At 65.4% G+C, this 20,696-nt stretch carries 17 protein-coding genes; 9 read left to right on the top strand and 8 right to left on the bottom strand.

Annotation, left to right across the window (positions count from 1 at the left end):
- Positions 1-5: 5 nt before the first annotated feature.
- Together CIHUM_RS09270 and CIHUM_RS09265 are read left to right on the top strand one after the other, a co-directional pair.
- Positions 6-902 (top strand): phosphoribosylaminoimidazolesuccinocarboxamide synthase, encoded by an 897-nt coding sequence (locus tag CIHUM_RS09270; RefSeq protein ID WP_035000055.1) that lies wholly within the window; start codon positions 6-8, stop codon positions 900-902.
- Positions 899-2,980 (top strand): S9 family peptidase, encoded by a 2,082-nt coding sequence (locus tag CIHUM_RS09265; RefSeq protein ID WP_101494264.1) that lies wholly within the window; start codon positions 899-901, stop codon positions 2,978-2,980. The genes CIHUM_RS09270 and CIHUM_RS09265 overlap by 4 nt, the downstream gene beginning before the upstream one ends.
- On the opposite strand, the gene CIHUM_RS09260 is transcribed toward CIHUM_RS09265, so the two are convergent.
- On the bottom strand, positions 2,977-4,452 hold the full coding sequence (locus CIHUM_RS09260) for a DUF222 domain-containing protein (RefSeq protein WP_051106507.1): 1,476 nt from the start codon (positions 4,450-4,452) through the stop codon (positions 2,977-2,979). The genes CIHUM_RS09265 and CIHUM_RS09260 overlap by 4 nt on opposite strands.
- A 141-nt stretch (positions 4,453-4,593) precedes the next feature.
- Between CIHUM_RS09260 and CIHUM_RS09255 the strand changes: the two genes are divergently transcribed.
- Positions 4,594-5,268 (top strand): DUF2334 domain-containing protein, encoded by a 675-nt coding sequence (locus tag CIHUM_RS09255; RefSeq protein ID WP_035000053.1) that lies wholly within the window; start codon positions 4,594-4,596, stop codon positions 5,266-5,268.
- Here CIHUM_RS09255 and CIHUM_RS09250 read toward each other — a convergent pair.
- The 4 genes from CIHUM_RS09250 to CIHUM_RS09235 all read right to left on the bottom strand — a co-directional run bounded on the left by CIHUM_RS09250 (position 5,265) and on the right by CIHUM_RS09235 (position 11,748).
- On the bottom strand, positions 5,265-6,083 hold the full coding sequence (locus tag CIHUM_RS09250) for a metal ABC transporter permease (RefSeq protein ID WP_035000052.1): 819 nt from the start codon (positions 6,081-6,083) through the stop codon (positions 5,265-5,267). The two genes, CIHUM_RS09255 and CIHUM_RS09250, sit on opposite strands and share 4 nt — an antisense overlap.
- Positions 6,080-6,751, bottom strand: a complete 672-nt coding sequence (locus CIHUM_RS09245) for a metal ABC transporter ATP-binding protein (protein WP_035000051.1) — start codon at positions 6,749-6,751, stop codon at positions 6,080-6,082. The genes CIHUM_RS09250 and CIHUM_RS09245 overlap by 4 nt, the downstream gene beginning before the upstream one ends.
- 11 nt (positions 6,752-6,762) lie before the next feature.
- Positions 6,763-7,665, bottom strand: coding sequence for a metal ABC transporter solute-binding protein, Zn/Mn family (locus tag CIHUM_RS09240; protein ID WP_081634483.1), 903 nt, complete (start codon positions 7,663-7,665; stop codon positions 6,763-6,765).
- A 108-nt stretch (positions 7,666-7,773) separates the two neighbouring features.
- Entirely contained in the window at positions 7,774-11,748 is a 3,975-nt protein-coding gene (locus CIHUM_RS09235; RefSeq protein ID WP_273680207.1) for an ExeM/NucH family extracellular endonuclease, read from the bottom strand.
- Between the two features lie 218 nt (positions 11,749-11,966).
- Between CIHUM_RS09235 and purS the strand changes: the two genes are divergently transcribed.
- From purS to purL, 3 genes are read left to right on the top strand one after another with little or no spacing between them, the layout of a single operon-like run.
- Positions 11,967-12,197 carry a phosphoribosylformylglycinamidine synthase subunit PurS gene (gene purS, locus CIHUM_RS09230; protein WP_074432067.1) on the top strand — a complete coding sequence of 77 codons (231 nt, stop codon included), beginning with the start codon at positions 11,967-11,969 and terminating at the stop codon, positions 12,195-12,197.
- A complete protein-coding gene (purQ, locus tag CIHUM_RS09225) occupies positions 12,194-12,868 on the top strand; it encodes a phosphoribosylformylglycinamidine synthase subunit PurQ (protein WP_035000048.1) in 675 nt (224 codons plus the stop codon). Before purS ends, purQ begins: the two co-directional genes overlap by 4 nt.
- Before the next feature lie 7 nt (positions 12,869-12,875).
- On the top strand, positions 12,876-15,152 hold the full coding sequence (purL, locus tag CIHUM_RS09220) for a phosphoribosylformylglycinamidine synthase subunit PurL (RefSeq protein WP_035000047.1): 2,277 nt from the start codon (positions 12,876-12,878) through the stop codon (positions 15,150-15,152).
- A gap of 87 nt (positions 15,153-15,239) precedes the next feature.
- Here purL and CIHUM_RS09215 read toward each other — a convergent pair whose 3' ends face one another.
- Complete coding sequence (locus tag CIHUM_RS09215) at positions 15,240-16,247, bottom strand: acyl-CoA thioesterase (protein WP_035000046.1); 1,008 nt, start codon at positions 16,245-16,247, stop codon at positions 15,240-15,242.
- 24 nt (positions 16,248-16,271) lie between these two features.
- Here CIHUM_RS09215 and CIHUM_RS09210 point away from each other — a divergent pair, with 24 nt between their 5' ends.
- Genes CIHUM_RS09210 through purM form a run of 3 tightly spaced genes read left to right on the top strand, consistent with a single transcriptional unit; the run spans position 16,272 to position 19,253 of the window.
- Positions 16,272-16,652, top strand: a complete 381-nt coding sequence (locus tag CIHUM_RS09210; protein ID WP_035000044.1) for a sterol carrier family protein — start codon at positions 16,272-16,274, stop codon at positions 16,650-16,652.
- Positions 16,653-16,676: 24 nt separating this feature from the next.
- Entirely contained in the window at positions 16,677-18,185 is a 1,509-nt protein-coding gene (gene purF / locus CIHUM_RS09205; protein ID WP_051106505.1) for an amidophosphoribosyltransferase, read from the top strand.
- Positions 18,186-19,253, top strand: a complete 1,068-nt coding sequence (gene purM / locus CIHUM_RS09200; protein WP_035000043.1) for a phosphoribosylformylglycinamidine cyclo-ligase — start codon at positions 18,186-18,188, stop codon at positions 19,251-19,253. It abuts the gene before it with no gap.
- Between the two features lie 52 nt (positions 19,254-19,305).
- Here purM and CIHUM_RS09195 read toward each other — a convergent pair whose 3' ends face one another.
- Both CIHUM_RS09195 and ygfZ read right to left on the bottom strand, forming a co-directional pair.
- Complete coding sequence (locus CIHUM_RS09195; RefSeq protein ID WP_035000042.1) at positions 19,306-19,506, bottom strand: DUF3073 domain-containing protein; 201 nt, start codon at positions 19,504-19,506, stop codon at positions 19,306-19,308.
- A gap of 131 nt (positions 19,507-19,637) precedes the next feature.
- Positions 19,638-20,690 carry a CAF17-like 4Fe-4S cluster assembly/insertion protein YgfZ gene (ygfZ, locus tag CIHUM_RS09190; protein ID WP_035000040.1) on the bottom strand — a complete coding sequence of 351 codons (1,053 nt, stop codon included), beginning with the start codon at positions 20,688-20,690 and terminating at the stop codon, positions 19,638-19,640.
- Positions 20,691-20,696: the final 6 nt, after the last annotated feature.

The raw sequence follows: 20,696 nt of genomic DNA, 5'->3' as shown, positions 1-20,696 counted from the left end.
CGCGCATGCGTCCAGAGCTTTCAGATTACTCACACATCTCCGGCGGCAAGGTTCGCGAGATCTACGAGGTGGATGAGCAGACCCTGCTCATGGTCGCGACAGACCGCATCTCCGCCTTCGACTTCTCCCTCGAACCGGCGATCCCGGACAAGGGGCGGATCCTCACCGCTACCTCCATGTTCTTCTTCGACCTGCTTTCCGACGTGCCGAACCACCTGGCCGGCCCGATCGACGACGAACGTATCCCCGAAGACGTCCTCGGCCGCGCCATGGTGGTGAAGAAGCTGGACATGGTGCCGTTCGAATGTGTGGCCCGCGGCTACCTCACCGGCTCCGGCAAGAAGGAATACGACGCCACCGGCCGTGTTTGCGGCGTGAAGCTGCCCGAGGGGCTGACCGAGGCGTCCAAGCTGGACGAGCCGATTTTCACCCCCGCCACCAAGGCTGAGCAGGGCGACCACGACATCAACGTCACCTTCGAGCACATGGCAGGAAAACTCGGCGCGGACCTTGCTACGCGCCTGCGGGATGCCACGCTCGAGGTATACCGCCGTGCCGCCGACTACGCGGAGACCAAGGGCATCATCCTCGCCGACACCAAGCTCGAGTTCGGTCTGGACGAAAACGGCGAGCTCGTGCTCGCCGACGAAGTGCTCACGCCCGATTCTTCCCGCTACTGGCCCGCCGACAACTACGAAGAAGGACGCAGCCAGCCCAGCTTTGACAAGCAATACGTGCGTAACTGGCTCACCGGCCCGAAGTCCGGCTGGGACCAGGAGGAAGGCACCACGCCGCCGGAGCTGCCCGGCTCCGTCGTGGAGGCCACCCGCGACCGCTACATCGAGGCGTACGAGCGCCTTTCTGGCCGCCGCTTCTCCGAATGGCCGGGGGAGCACGCATGATCCCACCCGTAGCTTCGATGCGCCCGATTGTCCGCAAGTTTCACGGCCGCGAGTTCGTGGACAACTACGAGTGGCTGCGCGACAAGGACAACCCCGAGGTCATCGCACACCTCGAGGCCGAAAACGCCTATACGGAGGAGAAAACGTCCGCCTGGTCTGGGCTGGTGGACGACGTCTACGGCGAGATCAAATCCCGCATCAAAGAGACCGATATGTCCGTGCCGCAGCGCCAGGGCGACTGGTGGTACTACGGCCGCACCATCGAGGGCAAGGACTACGGCATTTCGTGCCGCGTCCCGACCGGCGACGAGCCCTGGACCCCGCCTGAGGTCACCGAGGACATGCCGGGGGAGCAGGTGCTTCTCGACATCAACGAGCTCGCCGCCGGGCACGAGTTCTTCGCACTCGGGGCATCGTCCGTGTCCACATCCGGGCGCCTGCTCGCGTACTCCTTCGACACCGAAGGCGACGAGCGCTTCACCATGCGGTTCAAAAACCTGGACACCGGCGAACTGCTCGACGACGAACTTCAGGGTCTCTTCTACGGCGCGACCTGGGCGGGCGAAGACTACCTGTTCTACGTCCGCTGCGACGACGCCTGGCGCCCCCACCAGATCTGGCGCCACAAGCTGGGCACACCCGCTGCCGAAGACGTGCTGGTGTACGAGGAAACCGACGAGAAGTTCGGCGTCGGCGTGGGCGCGGACCGCGCGGAACGCTTCCTCATGATCATCGCGTCATCGTCGTTGACCTCCGAGTACCGCGTGCTCGACCTGACTGACCCTACCGGCGAGTTTGAGGTGCTGTGGGAGCGCGAAGCGGGCATCGAGTACCACCCGGACTTCTGCGTCGTCGACGGTAAGGAGCAGTGGGTGGTCACCCACAACGCGCACGGGGCGAACTTCTGCGTGGCGACGACCCCGGTCGGTGCTGTGCCGCCCCTGCGGGAGCTGCCCGTGCTGGTGGAGCACTCCGAGACCGTGCGCATCGAAGGGATCGACACTTACCGCGATTTCTTGTTCATGGCCTACAGGCGCGGCGGGATCCCGCAGCTGGCCGTGGCAACGCTCGACGGCCGATTCGGCGAGTTCAAAGAGTTGGAGTTCTCCGAGGAGCTCTACACCGTGGGCCTCGGCGGCAACCCGGAGTGGGACGCCCCGGTGGTGCGCATTGGCTATTCTTCCTACACCCAGCCCTCGCAGGTGTTGGATTACACGGTCGCGACCGGAGAGCTGACCCTGCTGAAGGAAAAAGAGGTCGAGGGCGGTTACAACCCGGACGAGTACGAGGCTTACCGCGAGTGGGCAACCGCCGCGGACGGGGAGCAGGTGCCGATTTCGGTGGTGCGCCGCAAGGGCGTCGAAGGCCCCGCGCCTGCCCTGCTGTACGGCTACGGCTCGTATGAGGCATCCACGGACCCCGGGTTTTCGGTGGCGCGGCTGAGTCTGCTCGACCGCGGCATGGTGTGGGTGTGCGCCCACGTGCGCGGCGGCGGCGAGATGGGCCGCGCGTGGTACGACAACGGCAAGATGCTGCACAAGGCAAACACGTTCACGGACTTCATCGCGTGTGCGGACCGCGTCGTGGAGCTAGGCCTGACCACCCACGAGCAGCTGGTAGCCGAGGGTGGCTCCGCAGGCGGCCTACTCATGGGCGCGGTGGCGAACATGGCGCCAGAGAACTTCGCCGGCATTCTCGCGATCGTGCCGTTCGTGGACCCGCTGACCTCCATTCTGAAGCCGGAGCTGCCGCTGACGGTGGGCGAGTGGGAGGAGTGGGGCGACCCGTTCCACGATCCCGAGGTGTACGACTACATGGCGAGGTACGCCCCGTACGAGAACATCGTCGCGCAGGACTACCCGGACATTCTTGCGGTGACAAGCTTGAACGACACCCGCGTGCTCTACGTCGAGCCCGCGAAGTGGGTGGCCAAGCTGCGTGAGGTGGGCACCGCAGGCGAGATCCTGCTGAAGACGGAGATGTCCGCAGGCCACGGTGGTGTGTCCGGCCGTTACGCAAAGTGGAAGCAGACCGCGTTCGAGTACGCGTGGACGCTGGTGAAAGCCGGGGCGGTTTAACCGTCCGGTTCGAATAAGGCAGGGTCCGGCGGGCGTTTTGGGTTGCCGCCGTGCCGCGCCCTCACTTTCTTCGTGAGCCTCTGACCAGGTGAATTGCGGTACTGGTAGGTGCTGGTGTGCCTGGGTGGGTCGCCGTTGGCGGGGTGGTAGTACACGTCGCCGGTGTCGGGGTCGCGGCCGAAGTGGCCCTTGTTGCCGGCGCCGTCTTTGTTGTCGTTGTTGCACATGTGGTGCTCGCGGCACAGTAGGGCCAGGTTGTCGATGCTGGTCAGCCCGCCGCTGAGGTAGGAGTCCAGGTGGTGGGCCTCGAGTTCGACGCCCGGCTTGGTGCAGCCGTTCCATGCGCACACGCTCTGCATCGCCAGCAGCACGAGTTTTTGCTCCACGGAGGCCAGTCGGGTGCGTCCGAGAGAGAGCGGGACACCGGTGGCGGAGTCGAGTTGGAGGATGAAGCTATCTCCTGCAAGGCCCAGGCGGACAATATCGAGCGGAGTGACTGACACCGAGGTGTTGGTCGTGAACTCGGTGAAGGCATCCGCACCCATGAGGTCCTCAAGGGTGAGCGTGACTACCACGGTGCCCACCCCTCCGCGGGATTTTGCGGCGGCGTCGCAGTAACGGTCGAGCACGCTCATAAGTTGGTCCAAGCGGCGCTGGTGCTTGCGGCGGCTGTCCCGCTTCGCGGCGTCCTCGCCTTCCATGTTGGATCCCATGTGGTCGCCGGCGGCGAGGCATGCCTCCAGCTTCGCCCGTGATGCTGCGTCGAGGTAGCCGTTGAAATACGAGCCACCGTCTGCGTCCGGTTCCCCGAACCAGATGCCGCGCTTCTTCCACGCGGCGAGGGGGTCCTTCTTTCCGTCGTAGTCGCGCCCGCGCTTGTTGGCGCGCTTGACCAGGTCGCGGACGAACTTCCGCAGCTCTTCGGCGGTGTGGGATTCGGCCGCCTCCATCGCTTCGGCGAGGATTTCTTCGTAGCCGGGGTCTGCGTGCGCGTTGAGGTCTTTGAGCGCGTCAGTGATAATGCGCTTCTTCTCTGCGTTGGCTTTTTCGGCTGCACGGCGCGCCCGCTCCTGTGCCTCGCGCGCCTTCTTGCGTCGCGCTTGTGCCTCCTGCTCTTTGCGCTCGCGGTCTTCTTCGTCGTCGCTCACTTCCGGCTCAGGCACCTCGGGTTCGCCGTAGAGCTTCCTGCCCTGCTCCAGGAGCGCAAACGCTTCTCGACGAGACAAGCCCAAGCTCCGGGTCAGATACTCCACCGCGTGGTTCGCACCGACAAGGGCGCCCGCGCCGTCCCGGTCGCAGAGGAACGCGAACGCCGCGTCCGCGTTGGACAACAGCGGCAGGCAGGCGTGGAGGCGCTCCATGGCCACGTGGGTGGAGACGAGGTGGAGAGTGTCGGGGTCGCGCATTACGTTGGCGAGCGACCGCAGCCCGTCGACAATTTGGTTGACCGCCTGGTCGAGCACTGCACTCATTGGAGCACCTCCTTTCATTGCACTTGACTTCGCATAGTAGAACCCCGTCCGACACAGCCCCGCCAATATAGAACACCCGTTCTAATGGTGTCGAAAAACTTCACCCGGCGCAGAGTGTTTTGATGTGCGATAATCTCCCCTATGCCTGGGCGCGTGCTTGTCTCCATTTCTTCCATCTTCGACGCGACGTTGGAGGATGTCACCAGCATGGTGCGCGACCTGGACCGCGAGGGGATGCCCGTTTCACTGCTGGTTGCGCCCCACATTGACAAAAAGTGGCACCTTGCCAAGGATGACGGCACCCGCGCCTGGCTCGCCGAGCAGCTCGGCACCCGTGCGCTCATGCTCAACGGCTTCGACCAGCCGGTGCAGGGAAGGCGCAGCGAGTTTGCCAGTTTGGGCGAGCACGAGGCGAGGCTTCGTCTCAAAGGCGCCACGCGTCAGATGTCGGCGCTCGGTTTCGACTTGGATATGTTCGCGCCGCCGCGCTGGCGCATGTCGGACGGCACGTTGAAGGTGCTCGACGAGTTCGGCTTTACCGTCGCTGCCTCCACCAAGGGCATCTACCGCATCAAGCGGGGGGAGTTTTCCCAGGCCCGCAACCTGTCGGTGGGCGAGGGGTACGGCGCCGCGAAGTGGTGGCGCCGCAACGTGATCAAGGCCGCCGAGCGCGGCGCGGAGAAGGGCAACACGATCCGTTTGTCGGTCTCCGGGCGCGAGTTGGGGCAGAAGAAGGTGCGCCGCGACTTCCTCGCAGCCGCCGCGGCAGCGGTAGGCAAGGGCGCGACACCGGCGGACTACAGGGAGTACCGCTAGCCGCGTACCCGGCCGATCACTCGGCACACCAGGTAGATCCCGAACGAGATAAAGGCCACGAACACGCTCACCGGCATACCTGGGGCGAGCGAAAGCACCATCCCGCCTACGGCCGCGACTTCCGCGAACACGATGGACAGCACCACCGCAAGCTTCGGGTTCGCCGTTACCTGAGCGGCTGACGCCCCCGGGGTGATCAGCAGCGACATCACCAGCAACGCGCCGACGATCTGCACGGACTGTGCCGACGCGATGCCCACGAGTACCGCGAACACCAGCGCCATCGTGCGCACGGGAACGCCGCACGCGGCGGCCATCACGGGGTCCGCGGAGGAAAACAGCAACGGCCGCCACAGGACCAGCACGGCGACGGCAACCAGCACCGTTGTGCCTGCCAGCAGCATCACGTTCTGCGCCGACACGCCAACAATCTGGCCGGTCAGCAGCGCCAGCGCCTGGTTCGAATTCCCTGGATACAGGTGGATGAACAGCACGGACAAGGCCATGCCGAAGCTCATGGCCACCCCTACCGCGGAATCCTGCTGGCCCTTCAGCCCCAGCGCCGCCAGCACCAGGGCAGCGACCACCGCACCCGCCACGGCGCCGAAACCGACGTTGAACCCGAACAGCAGCGCCGCGGAGGCACCCATGAGCGCGAGCTCCGAGGTCGCGTGCACCGAAAACGACATCTGGCGCAGCACGATCAGCGGTGCCATCACCCCGGACAACACTCCCAGAAGCGCGCACGCCACAAGCGTCGTCTGCACGAAGTCCTGGCTGAGCAGGTACGAAGTGTCTGCTAAAAACGCACTCACAGGACCACCATCCGTCCGTCAACCTCCACGACGTCCACGCGGGTGCCGTAGAGCTCGCTGAGCACCTCGGAGCGCATAACTTCGGCAACGCTGCCCACCACGTGGCCTTCGGGGCCGAGGTAGAGTACTCGGTCCACAACGCCCATCACCGGGTTGATCGAGTGCGTCACGCACACCACGGCCGCGGGGTGCTCGGCGAGGCGTTGCACGGTGTCGCGTGCGCGGGCGGGGTCGAGGGAGAGCAGGGGCTCGTCGCAAAGCAAAAGCTCTGGGTTCTGCGAGAATGCCTGCGCCTGGCGGATCAGCTGTTGCTGGCCGCCGGAGAGCACCCCCACGCGCCGCTCGGAAAAGGATTGCGCCCCCACAGAAGCCAATTGCCTATCGACGTCCTCCGGTCTCGCCCGCTTTCCCATCGCCAACGCAACAAGGTCGCGCCCGCGCACCGGCAAGTCCTTCGGGAACATGTGCTGCTGCGGGATAAAACCGACCTGCCCGTGGATCGCGGCCGTGCCGGTAGTGAGCTTGCGCGTGCCCATCAGCGTGCCCAGCAGGGTGGATTTGCCCACGCCGTTTGGGCCGAGCACCGCGATGAATTCGCCGGGCTCGACGGTGAGGGTGAGGTCGCGCCAGAGTGGTTCGACGGCGGCGCTGCGAAGCTCAGCGATCAAATTGGCAATTCCTAGTGGTGGTGGCCGGTCGGCTCAGCATGGGCAGCGATGTCGGTGATCTGACCCACGATCTCCTGGAAGTAGTCCAGGAAGTTCTGGCCGGCCGGGGGCGTCTCCCGAATTTCAACAACGGGAACATTATGCGCCTTCGCCGCATCCGCCAACCGCTGGGTGGCGCTGTTGGTGCTCTGCGGGTTCACAACCAGCATGTCCAGCTCGCCGCGCTCGATCTGCTCCAGGAACGCCGCAACCGCCGCCGCGGACGGCTCCTGGTGGTTCAGGCTGGCCTTGACGTATTCCTCGGGCGTGATGTCGTGCAGCTCCGTGCCCCACACCAGGCCGGCCGCGATCGTCTCAGTCATGCCGATGTGCACGTGCGGCACCGCGTTGAGCTTGGATTGGATGTCGCCGATGCGCTGCTTGACGTCTGACGCGTCCCCGCCGGTGCGATCCGCAATGTCCTCTGCGACCTGCAGCACCTTCTCCGGCGCGAACCAGGCGTGCTCGAGCTCGTCCAGGGATTCGGGCATGTGCGCGTGCGCGTGGTCGTGGTCGTGGGCCTCGTGCTCGTCGAGAAGCGGGATTGCGTAGATGATGCGGTCCTGCTCAGCGGCGGTGTAGAGCGCGGAGTCGTACGCGCCGCCGTTTGCCACGACGGTGTCCGCTTCCTTGATGCGCGAGAGGTCCTTCGCGGACGGCTCGTAGTGGTGCGGATCCACCGCATCACCGGTGATGATCGCGTCCACGTCCTCGCCCGTGACCGCCGAGGCCACGTCCGCCCAGACGTTGGTGGTGGCGATCATGTCGCTGCCGCTTGCATCATTGCTTTCCGACGAGCATCCGGCCAGCACCGCACCAGCAAGAGCAGTTGCCGCAATCGCGGCCAGGGGAGAGAAGTGAAAACGATTTCGCATAGGGCTATCCAACCATTACTGGAAACTGTTTTCAATGCAGCGAGCCCCGCCCCGGAAACATTTCCGGGACGGGGCTATCGCTGAATGCCGTGCGGCCTTGCTTGGGGGCTACTTAGAGGAGCCGCCCTCGGTGGAGCACAGCGTGGCCAGCGTGGCAATCGCCGCAATGGCCAATGCTGCGCCAGCGATCGGGGCAGCCTTGTCCATCGGGACCGGCAGCTGCTCGCCAATCTTGTTGAGCTGTTCCTTCACCGGAGCCAGCGCCGGAATGTCCATGGTGGCTGCCAGACCGAGCGGGATCAGCGCCAACAGCGGCAGCGTCATGATGCCCACCGTCGGCAGGCAGCGGTCGCTCGCACTGGAACCCTCGCCAGCCGGGGCGTCGGCGCCATCGGCACCCTTCTCGCCATCCTTGCCCGGCTTGCCGTCTTGGCCATCCTTGCCGTCAGTACCGTCGGTGCCGTCAGCGCCCACGACGCGGCCCAGGTTCTGGGTCTCTCCGTCGGTGTAGGTGGCAATCAGCTCGCCGTCCTCGTTGACCTCCAGGTTCGCGATGCCACGGCCGTTCTCGCCGTCCTTGCCGTCCTGGCCGTCGACGCCGTTCTTGCCGTCGGTTGCGTCACCGGTGACCTTGCCCAGGTCCACAGTCTCGCCGTCGGAGTAGGTGACCATCAGGTGGCCTTCGTCGTTGACCTCGAAGGACTTCACGCCACGGCCGTCCTTGCCATCCTGGCCATCGACGCCGTTCTTGCCTGCGGCGCCGGTGTCGCCCTTGTCGCCCTTGTCGCCCTTCGGGCCCTGTTTGCCGTCTTTGCCGTCGACGCCGTTCTTGCCGTCAGCGCCGTTCTTGCCTGGGGCGCCGGTGTCGCCCTTGTCGCCCTTGTCGCCCTTCGGGCCCTGTTTGCCGTCTTTGCCGTCGACGCCGTTCTTGCCGTCAGCGCCGTTCTTGCCTGGGGCGCCGGTGTCGCCCTTGTCGCCCTTGTCGCCCTTCGGGCCCTGTTTGCCGTCTTTGCCGTCGACGCCGTTCTTGCCGTCAGCGCCGTCCTTGCCTGCGGCGCCGGTGTCACCCTTGTCGCCCTTCGGGCCCTGTTTGCCGTCTTTGCCGTCGACGCCGTTCTTGCCGTCAGCGCCGTCCTTGCCTGCGGCGCCGGTGTCACCCTTGTCGCCCTTCGGGCCCCGTTCGCCGTCCTCGCCGTCCTGGCCGTCGGCACCCTTGACCTCGCCGAGGTTCTCAGTGTCACCGTTGTCGTAGGTGACGACGAGTTCACCGGCGTCGTTGATTTCTGCCTTGACGATGTAGCGTGGCTTCTCCTCTTCAGCCTTCGGCTTCACGTTCACAACGACCTTCACATGATCCACGGACTCGTCCGGGTAGGTGACGGTGATCTCACCCTCCTGGTCGTCGCCGACAGTGTTGGTGTCCGCAGGCTTGGTCCACTCGAACTTCGTGTCTTCCGGCAGCTGATCAGCGTCCTTCACCGTGGTCTTCGCATCTGGTAGAGCATCGCCTTGGGTGACAGTGACGGCCTCGCTTGCCTCCGGAGCAAACTTGTCGGCATCCTTCTCAGCGAGCTTGGTGCCGAAACCAACCTTGACCGGATCGTGGTCGGAGGAACGGAACGGGTTGCCGTAGCCGTAGTACGGGTCGTCGCCGTCGCCGAAGAAGTCTTGGGCGTTGTAGTTGCGACGTGAGTACTCGAACGCAACTGACTCGTCGCCGTTGATGTTCCACACTGCCGAGTCTTGTACGAGAGTCATCGCAGCTTCGTTGGCGAAGACGTGGTCCAGGGAGCCGAGCTGGCCGTTGAACTGGTAGGACTCCTGGGGGAAATCCTTCTCGTGGTGGACGAGCGTGTAGCCGTTACCACGCAGGGTGTTCAACGCGTTTTCCATGGTGTAGGCGTTGAAGTCTCCGACGAGGAAGGTCGGCAGCTCCTGCCAGTCGTCCTGCTTGTCCATGTGGTCGAGCAGTGCCTGCGCCTGCGCAACGCGGACATTGGCATTGTTGCCCTGACCGTCTCCGGTGGCTTTGTCGCCATTGACCACGGAGCCCTTGGACTTGAAGTGGTTGACTACTGCGACGAAGTTTTCATCGTCGTCACGGTTGACGGTGTTGAACTCCTGCGCCAGCGGCTGGCGTGCCATGCGGGTGAAGGCCGGGTCGTCGAAGATGCGGGACTCGCCGACCGGCTCGACCTGTGCGGGCTGGTAGATGAAGCCGACGCGGATGAAATCTTCGGCGGTACCGAGTTCGCTCGGAGACTTCACGTAGTCCCACTTGTTCTCGCCGGCGGCTTCATTTAGCTCTTTAACCAGGTTGGCCAATGCGTTGTCGCGCTGCGCAACATCGCCGGTGACGCGGGCACCGTTTTCGATCTCGGACAGGCCGAGCACGTGCGCGTCGAGCTTGTTAATCGCGGTGACGATTTTAGCCTGCTGGTTTTGGAAGGCCTCCGGGGAGTAGGCGCCGCGAACCTTGCACCGGTTTGTGGCAACGGGATCACCGTTCATATCGTTGTATGACTTGCAGCCGGACTCGTCCTTGCCCAACGAGGTGAAGTAGTTCAGCACGTTAAAGAAGCCGATGGTGTTGTCACCTTCAACGGTGTCCGGCACGTTGTACGACGTTGCGCGGGAATCTTCCCAGGTGATCGGCAGTTCCTCCGCTGTGTTCTTGCCGGTGATCGGCTGCAGCGGCTGGAAGCGCCACTGGTCGAAGGAGTAATCCACCACAACATCGGTTTGGAAGGTCACCTGGTCGCCGGTTCGGATCGACTTCACGCCACCGTCGGAGGTGACAATGTATGGCAGAGGGGTGTTCTTGTCCTTCCTGAAGTAATCGCGGGTTCGGCCGTCGTCGAGGTACACGACCTCTGCCGCCTGCTGGGCATTCATCTCAGCAACCTCGGCCTTGTCGGGAACGATCACGTCGGTCGGGTTGCGGAACGCCTTATCGCCCGGAGCGAGCCCCAGGTCGCCATGAGTGTTCAGCGTGTAATTGTTGGTCACCGTGTAGCTCTTCGGTCGCACGAGCATGCCCTCATAGGGCTCGCGAGCCTCGTCGCCAGCTGGAAGGGCGTCGATTTCGATGGCCTTGGGAGGTTCAAGCGCTTCGTCGAGCGTGCTTAACGACGACACCGTGATCTGCGTCTGGCTGTAGTACTCGCTGACGCTACCGGTGACCTGGACGGAATCGCCGGTCTTCGGGAAGTTCTGGTTGCCGCCCATATAGACGAAGATGCCGTCGGAGGCGTCGCCCGGGTTCTTCGCAGTACCGGTACCTGCGGTCTGGAGGAAGAAGCCGTTCTTGCCACCTTCGTCGTACACCGCCGTGACGACGCCTTCGGTGGTCACCGTCTTACCTTCCAGCGGAGACTTAGCGCTGGTGCCCTGGATCTCAGCGATTGGGGTAATCTCACCCGGTTGCGGCTGCTCAGGCTGAGGCGTTGGATCTGTCGGATCCTCCGGGGTGGGGTCAACAGGAGTCTCGCCAGCATTGCCCGAGTTCTGCGGTGTCGGCTCAGCAACGATGAAGTCATTCGCGTTGTTGTCGGAGTCAACGCCGACCTCCTTGCGCTGCACCGACTCCGAGTTCTTGGTCTTCCCGGCGGGGCTGCCTTCAGAAGGCTTTGCACCGCCCCACCCAACGAGATCGACCACGTTGCTGTTGGAGTCGATAATGCGAGCAATTGCTCCGCTTCCGCCGAAGGTTAGGCCTTTGCCGATTGCGTCGGGAGTCGGCAATGGCTCAGTTCCTCCGTTGCCCTTAGCGCCTTGGATGAGGTAGTACCCCTTCGCCGGGATAGACCCCGAAAGGGTGGCGGAGCCATTGCCAGTATCGGAGGTCGATCGTTGGGTGACAGTCCAGCCAGTCAAATCGATCGGAGCATCGGTCGGGTTGTACAGCTCGACGAAGTCGTGGGTGAACTTGGCACCCGAGTTACCGCCACCGCCGTATACCTCGTTGATGACGACATTGGAACCGTCGGTGGCTGCGGATGCAGTCGGTGCGACGACTGAAACGGTGCCTGCGGCCAACGCGATTGCGAACGCGGCACCGAGGCTCTTGCGGGAAGCGGACATGGAAACCTCTCGGGAAACTCAAGAAAGACGGTTGATAGCAAGAACAAACTAACTGTCCTTCTCAGATTGCGCTCGGCGAGATGGCAGGATTTTCTAAGAATTCACCATTCGTTCACTTTTTGCCGGTCAGCTAGGGTTTCGGGCCGTGTCGGGGCGTCCGATATACTGACGCGCGTACCGCAAAGGTCGATCAACCTCCCGAAACGTGAAGGATTCTCATGGCACGAGTCGTCGTTAATGTCATGCCCAAGGCCGAAATTCTTGATCCGCAGGGTCAGGCGGTGCTCCGCGCACTGGGCCGGATCGGAGTCGAGGGGGTGACCGACGTCCGTCAGGGCAAGCGCTTTGAAATTGAGGTGGATGATTCGGTCTCCGACGCCGAGCTGCAGCGCATGGCTGAAACGCTGCTGACTAACACCGTTATCGAGGACTTCGAGGTTGTGCGATGAGCGCAACTATCGGAGTCATTACTTTTCCAGGCACGCTTGACGACGTTGACGCGCTGCGCGCCGTCCGCCTCGCCGGTGCTGAGCCGCGCCAGCTGTGGCACGCGGACAATGACCTCACCGGCGTGGATGCGGTTGTTGTCCCGGGTGGCTTCTCCTACGGCGATTACCTGCGCTCCGGCGCGATCGCCGCGCAGGCGCCGATGATGGGCGCCGTCGTTGAGGCTGCGAAGAAGGGCATGCCGGTGCTCGGCATTTGCAACGGCTTCCAGATCCTCACCGAGACTGGCCTGCTGCCGGGCGCGCTGACCCGCAACCAGGGCCTGAATTTCCACTGCGTGGACACCTACCTCGAGGTGGAAAACACCGGAACCGCTTGGACCAGCCAGCTGGGCGAGCGTATCTACGTCCCCGCCAAGCACGGCGAGGGCCGGTTCCAGGCCGCCCCGGAGACCATTGAGGCGCTGGAGAAGGAGGGCCGTGTGGTGTTCCGCTACTCGGACAACTTCAACGGTTCCATCAACGGCATTGCTGGCGTGACCAACGAGACCGGCCGCGTGGTGGGCCTCATGCCGCACCCGGAGCACGCCATTGAGACGCTGACCGGCCCGTCCACGGACGGTCTCGGCTTGTTCATTTCCGCCATCGACGCGATTTCGAAGATCGGAGCGTAGAGAAGAAATGACTGTGCACAACGACACCGTCGACAACGCCTTCGACACCCCGGAGCTTGAGCAGCCGTATGCCGAGCTGGGGCTGAAGGACGACGAGTACGCCAAGATCAAGGCGATTCTGGGCCGCAGGCCTACCGACGCGGAGCTGACGCTGTACTCCGTCATGTGGTCCGAGCACTGCTCCTACAAGTCCTCTAAGACGCACCTGCGCTACTTCGGCCAGACCATGACCGAGGAGATGGCCTCGAAGATCCTCGCCGGCATTGGCGAGAACGCCGGCGTGGTGGACATCGGCGGCGGCGACGCGGTGACCTTCCGCGTGGAAAGCCACAACCACCCCTCCTTCGTGGAGCCGTACCAGGGTGCGGCCACCGGTGTCGGCGGCATCGTCCGCGACATCATGGCCATGGGCGCCCGCCCGATTGCCGTGATGGACCAGTTGCGCTTCGGCGCCATCGACGCCGACGACACCAAGCGTGTCCTGCCGGGCGTGGTCCACGGCATCGGCGGCTACGGCAATTGCCTGGGCCTGCCCAACATCGGCGGCGAGACCGTCTTCGACCCGGCGTACGCAGGAAACCCGCTGGTCAACGCGCTGTGCGTGGGCACGCTGAAGGTGGATGACCTCCACCTGGCGTTCGCCTCCGGCACCGGCAACAAGGTCATCCTGTTCGGCTCCCGCACCGGCCTCGACGGTATCGGAGGCGTGTCCGTGCTGGGCTCCGCCACCTTCGAGGAGGGCGAGGAGCGCAAGCTGCCGGCCGTGCAGGTGGGCGACCCGTTCGCGGAGAAGGTCCTCATCGAGTGCTGCCTCGAGCTCTACGCCGCCGGCGTGGTCGAGGGCATCCAGGACCTGGGCGGTGGCGGCCTGTCCTGCGCCACCTCCGAGCTCGCGGCGTCCGGCGACGGCGGCATGACGGTCAACCTGGACAATGTCCCGCTGCGCGCGGAGAACATGTCCGCCGCGGAGATTCTCGCCTCCGAGTCGCAGGAGCGCATGTGTGCGGTTGTGGCGCCGGAGGACGTCGATAAGTTCATGGAGATCTGCGCCAAGTGGGACGTGCTCGCGTCCGTCATCGGCGAGGTCACCTCTGACGAGGATCGCCTCCAGGTGTTCCACAACGGCGAACTCGTGGTGGACGCCCCGCCGTCAACCATCGACGAGGGGCCGGTCTACGAGCGCCCCTACGCGCGCCCGGATTGGCAGGACGGTGTGCAGGGCGGGGGTGACGTCGAGAAGCAAAGCGACATCAAGGACGCATGGCTGAAGATGGTCGCATCGCCCGCGCTGTGCTCGCGCGACTTCATCACGGAGCAGTACGACCGCTACGTGCGCGGCAACACCGTGCAGGCCAAGTACGCCAACTCGGGCGTGCTGCGCATCAACGAGGAAACCAACCGCGGCGTTGCCGTCTCCGCTGATGCGTCCGGCCGCTACACCTACCTCGACCCGAACATGGGCGCGCGCCTCGCGCTGGCGGAGGCGTACCGCAACGTCGCGGTCACCGGCGCCACACCGGTTGCGGTGACCAACTGCCTCAACTTCGGCTCCCCGGAGAACCCCGATGTGATGTGGCAGTTCCGCGAGGCGGTGCACGGGCTTGCCGACGGCTCCGCTGAGCTGGCCATCCCAGTCTCCGGCGGCAACGTGTCCTTCTACAACCAGACCGGCGAGACGCCGATCCTGCCCACCCCCGTGGTCGGCGTGCTCGGCGTGATGGAGGACGTGGAGAAGGCCATCCCGCACGCGCTGCCGTCCGCGGACGAGCAGTACACCCTGATTCTGCTGGGCGAGACCAAGGACGAGTTCGGCGGCTCCGTGTGGCAGGACATCTCCGGCGCGGGCCTGGCCGGCCTGCCGCCGCAGGTGGACCTGGCCAACGAGGCGCGCCTGGCGGAGTTCTTCGCCGGCAACGCCGCCGGCATCGCGGCCGCGCACGACCTGTCCGAGGGCGGCCTGTCGCAGGCGGTGTTCGAGCTGCTGCTCGGCTCCGACAAGGGCGCGAAGCTGAACCTGGAGGGCGTGCACGCGGACGCGTTCACCGCGCTGTTCTCCGAGTCCGCCTCCCGCGTCCTGGTCGCCGTGACCAGCGACCGTGCAGAGGCCGCCGTGGAGCGCGCGACGTCGGCGGGCATACCGGCTGCGGTGCTGGGCGAGACCACCAACGACGGCGTGCTGCGCGTCGCTGGCGAGGAGGTCCAGATGCTGGAGCTCGCCGGTGCGTGGGCTGCGACCATGCCGTCGCACTTCGCGGCCGCAACGGCGCCGAACGCGGCGGTCTAACGGTTCAGCGCGACCACCAATAACGCGTTTGGGGAATGTGGCAATTATTTGCCACATTCCCCAAACGCTTATACGGGTGCGGAAAACTTAGGACGTGCGCTGCGCCGGCGGCAGCGGCTTGACCAGCGGTACCGGCTCGTACTGCCCGCGCAGATCCTTGAGCGTCTGCGTGTGCTCCCACAGCCGCTTGTCCTCCTCGGTCACCGGCGTGAAGTGGCGCGCCGGCAGGGGGTTGCCGTCGATGTCGATGCCGATGTAGGTGAACGTGGCGTGGATGGCGTCCTTCAGGTTTTCGCGCCCGCCGCGCGGGTCGCCGGCGCGCAGGTGCACCGAGGTGTGGATGGAGCGCGAGTCGGTGCGGGTTATGCGTGCATCCACCTCGATCAGGTCGCCGATGTGCACGGGGTGGTAGAAGCGGATGCCGCCGGCGTAGACCGCCACGGTGCGCTCGCCGGACCACTCCATGGTGCAGGCCAGGCCGGCCTCGTCGATCCATTCCATGGCGGTGCCGCCGTGGACGTTGCCGCCCCAGTTCACGTCGGTGGGTTTGGCCATGAAGCGGTGCACGATGCGCGGGGCGGTGGAGTCGTCGGTGTAGGTCTGCGCCTCCATCTCCGACTCGATGGCCTGGCGCAGCCCGATGCGGGACTTCGCGGCATCGGCGACGCGGCGCTCCTCGTCGTTGGTGGGCACGAAAGTGGGCACTGCCATGGACTTGCCGGTGCCGGGGTCCTTGGCCACGAAGACCACGAGGCAGTCGCAGGCTCGGGTGAACACGCCCTCGCGGGGGTCGGCGGAGAGCACCTCGTTGACAATGTGCATGGATGATCGCCCGGTCATGGCGATGCGGGAGCGCACCTCCACGATGTGGCCCGAGGGGATCGGGCGGGTGAAGTGGATGTGCCCCACGTATGCGGTGACGCAGTAAGTGGCTGACCACTGTGCGGCGCAGGCGTAGGCGGCTTTATCGATCCACTCCAGCACGCGGCCGCCGGAGACACCTTGGGCGCCGTGGTGCAGCACGTCGGTGGGGGAGGCCATGAATCGCAGGGTCACGGACGGGGAGCGCTCGGCGGCGACGCGGGTATTCGGCATGGGGCCACCTTAATATGGTGTGTCATGGTGCAGAAACAAGACCCGGCGCTGACACGTGAGGCGATCCAGCAGGTGGCTGGGTGGTTGGAAGGTGGCGAGGCGGAGCCGTCGAGAAGCGAGATTGCGAATGCTTGCCGACGCACCGCGCGCACCCTTGCCGAGGAGCTCCCGGGGCACTCGGTGGAGCTGCGCGTGCCTCCGTTTGTGGCGGTGCAGTGCGTCGAGGGGCCGCGGCACACGCGCGGCACCCCGCCGAACGTGGTGGAGATGAAACCGGAGACGTGGCTGCGGCTGGCTACTGGGCTGGCCACCTTCGGCGAGGAGCTCGAGCGGGGGACTATCGACGCCTCCGGTTCCCGCGCCGCAGAGATCGCCGCTGGCCTTCCCGTGATTGCGCTGCGCTAGGCGGACTCGGATACAGTGAGGGGCGTGTTTACGGAGAGCCCTAAACCAAGTCAGGACTTCGATATCGACAGCGACACCCCGCGCGACGAGTGCGGCGTGTTCGGCGTCTGGGCGCCGGGCGAGGACGTGGCCAAGCTGAGCTACTTCGGCTTGTTCGCGTTGCAGCACCGCGGCCAGGAAGGCGCCGGCATCGCGGTGGGAGACCCGGACAAGCTGGTGGTGTTCAAGGACACCGGTCTGGTCAGCCAGGTCTTCGACGAACCCGCGCTGGAAGCACTGCAGGGCGACGTGGCCATCGGCCACACCCGCTACTCCACGGCCGGGGGCAACTCGTGGGAGAACGTCCAGCCGATGTTCCGCACCTCGCCCAACGGCACGGACATCGCGCTGGCGCACAACGGCAACTTGGTCAACTACCTGGAGCTGCAGAACGAGGCGATTGAGAAGAAGCTCATTTCTCCTACCGGGGTAAATGGCCAGGGCTCGTCCTCGGACACCGCGGTGGTTTCGGCGTTGCTGGCCGATCTGGTCACCGAGGGCAAGACGCTTCTCGACGCCGCACGTGAACTCCTGCCCCGCGTCAAGGGTGCATTCTGTTTCATGGTCACAGACGGCCACACGCTTTACGCCGCGCGCGACCCGCACGGCGTCCGACCGCTGTCGCTGGGCCGCCTCGACGGCGGCTGGGTGGTTGCCTCCGAGACCTGCGCGTTGGACATCGTCGGCGCCTCCTTCGTCCGCGACATTGAGCCGGGCGAGATGGTCGCCATCGACGAGACCGGCGTGCACTCCGAGCGCTTCGCCGAGACGCCGAAGGCGCACTGCGTGTTCGAGTACGTCTACGTGGCGCGCCCCGATTCCGTCATCGACGGCCAGTCCGTCAACGCGTCCCGCATCGAGATCGGCCGCCGCCTGTCCAAGGTCAGCCCCGTGGAGGCGGACCTGGTCATGCCCGTGCCGGAATCCGGCACCCCTGCGGCGATCGGCTACGCGGAGGCATCCGGCATCCCGTTCAAACAGGGCATGATGAAAAACGCTTATGTGGGCCGCACGTTCATCCAGCCCTCCGACACCCTGCGCCAGCTGGGTCTGCGCTTGAAGCTCAACCCGGTGCGCGAAGTCATCGAGGGCAAAAAGCTCGTGGTGGTGGACGATTCCATCGTGCGCGGCAACACGCAACGCAAACTCATCCGCATGCTGCGGGAGGCGGGCGCGGCGGAGGTGCACGTGCGCATCGCCTCGCCGCCGGTAAAGTGGCCGTGCTTCTACGGCATCGACTTCGCCAGCCCCGGCGAGCTGATTGCCAACCACGGCCGCACGGATTCGGAGGAGGCGATCGCCGAGTCCATCCGCACGATGGTGGGGGCGGATTCACTAGCATTCGTGCCTATCGACGACATGATCGCCGCCTCGAACCAGCCCAAGGAAAACCTCTGCGCGGCCTGCTTCACAGGCCACTACCCGCTGGGTCTGCCGGAGGGCAACCCCAACGCCGACCTTGTCCGACGCATCCAGAAAGGTGCAGAAGCCTAAATGAGTACTGAACAGCAACCCGTGTCCTACGAAGCCGCCGGCGTGTCCATCGAGGCCGGCGACAAGGCCGTGGAGCTTTTCGCCCCGCACGCCAAGCGCGCCACCCGCCCGGAGGTCCGCGGTGGCCTGGGCGGGTTCGCCGGCCTGTTCGCGCTGGGCAAGTACAAAGAGCCGCTGCTGGCGGCAGGCTCTGACGGCGTGGGCACAAAGCTCGCTGTGGCGCAGGCGATGGACAAGCACGACACCATCGGCATCGACCTGGTGGCCATGTGTGTGGACGACCTGGTCGTCTGCGGCGCCGAGCCGCTGTTTCTGCAGGACTACATCGCCATCGGCAAGGTCGTGCCCGAGAAGGTCGCCGAGATCGTCTCCGGCATCGCCGAGGGCTGCGTCCAGGCCGGCTGCGCCCTGCTCGGCGGCGAGACCGCTGAGCACCCGGGCGTGATGGACCCGGACGAGTACGACGTCTCCGCCACCGCCGTCGGCGTCGTCGAGGCTTCCGAGCTGCTCGGCCCGGACAAGGTCCGCGAGGGCGACGCCATCATCGCGATGGCGTCCTCCGGCCTGCACTCCAACGGCTACTCCCTGGCCCGCCACGTGCTGCTGGAGCGCGCCGGGCTGCCGCTGGACGCGGAGATAGAGGAGCTGGACCGCACCCTCGGCGAGGAGCTTTTGGAGCCGACCCGCATCTACGCCCTGGACTGCCTGGCACTGGCCGCGGAGTGCGACGTACGCACCTTCTGCCACGTCACCGGCGGCGGCCTGGCCGGCAACATGGAGCGCATCATCCCCGAGGGCCTGGTGGCGGACATGCGCCGCACCACCTGGACTCCGGGCCCGATCTTCCGCACCATCAAATCAGTCGGCCAGGTGCCGGACGAGGAGATGGAAAAGACGTTCAACATGGGCGTCGGCATGGTCGCCGTGGTCAGCCCGGAGGACCGGGACCGCGCCCTGGCGATCCTGGCCGCGCGCCACATCGACGCGTGGGACCTAGGCGAGGTCCGTGCCGCGGACGAGGGCGACACTGCCCGGGCCGTGCTCACCGGCTCGCACCCGCAGTACTAGGCAAAAGGAAAAGCACCCCGCGAGGGGTGCTTTTACGTCGAGGCTGTGGACGTTAGCGGTCGTCGTCCTCGTCGTCCCAGTCCGCGTACTCCGCGTACTGGTCGTCCACCTCAGCCTCGTCGTCGTCCCAGCTGCGTCGCGGGGCCTGGCCTACAAGCTCTCGCTGCAGGGAATCCAGGTCCATTTCAGGAGTGTTGTACTTCAGCTGGCGAGCAACCTTGGTCTGCTTGGCTTTTGCGCGTCCGCGGCCCATGGCGTGACCCCCTTGAGGTGGTTCTTGGGCGGCCTTCTTAAGAGGCGGCCTCATACTTATTTACGATATTTTCCTGTAGGACACTATAGCCTGCTCTCAGGAAAAATGCGCTTCGGGGGGCTGAACAGCACTTATAGCTGGCTCTCAGGTCCGCGCCTGAGCCTATCGACGGCACGGCGCCCCGCATGCTCACCCTCATCCTCCGGCAACGACGACTGGTCCACCGACGCCGCCGTGCCGTCGATGTCCAGCGGGGCCTGCAACGCAGAACGCTTCACCAGCGCGAGCGCGACCGGTCCCTCGTCGGCATCGTGCACCACGGTGCCGAGCCTGCCCACCTTGCGCCCACCGGCGGTGATCTCCGCGCCGATTTCGGGCTCGTTCGGCGAGGAGCCGTCCAGCTGCAGCTTGACCAGCAGGCGCGGGGAGCGGCCCAGGTTCTCCACGCGGGCGACGGTTTCCTGTCCGCGGTAGCACCCCTTTTCTAGGTGCACGGCGCGGATGGCCTCGCCGCGGTTGATCAGGCTCGGGGCCTCGTGCGGGATGGACTTTTCGTCTAGGTCCGCGCGCGTTTCCGGCTCGCCTGCGGCAACGCGGTAGGCGGTAAACGCCATCAGGCCCGCGAGCGGGAACTGGTCGGCGACCTGGCCAATCTGCTGCTTCGGCACCGCGATGTCGGTACGGCCGATCCCGCCCCAGCCGTCGAGGCGGCGGGTGACCACTTGGCCCAGGTCCGGCTCCGCCACCGGCCCCAGGATGGTCAGCACGCCCAGGTCCGGTTCCTCAATGGTCACCTCGGACCAGAACACCATCTTGCGCAGGAAGTCCACGAAGGATTCGCGCTCGTAGGAGGGCAGGTCGAAGTAGTAGACACCGTCTGCCACTGCCACGTCCGCGTGGTGCAGGATCCGCCCCTGCGCGTCCAAGTCCAGGGCGGAGGCGGCGAAGCCGTCGGCCACATCGTCCAACTTCTGCGACAGCAGGTTGTTCAAAAACGCCGGCGCGTCCGGCCCGGAGACGGCAACGACGGCGCGGTGGGAGCGGTCCACCAGCGTCGGCTCGGTAATACGCTGCTCCACGAGGGGGTTGCCGTAGTGCCAGGGGACACCCTTGGCGTCGAGAAGCGAAGGCCCGCGCAGCTCCTGTGCGCCGGGACGTGTCAAAAGCTCCGTTGCGTAACCCATGGACGC

It is taken from the genome of Corynebacterium ihumii (genome assembly GCF_028609825.1).
Lineage (GTDB): Bacteria > Actinomycetota > Actinomycetes > Mycobacteriales > Mycobacteriaceae > Corynebacterium > Corynebacterium afermentans.
Note: the sequence above shows the minus strand (reverse complement) of the source record. Positions and strands in the feature narration are given on the sequence as shown.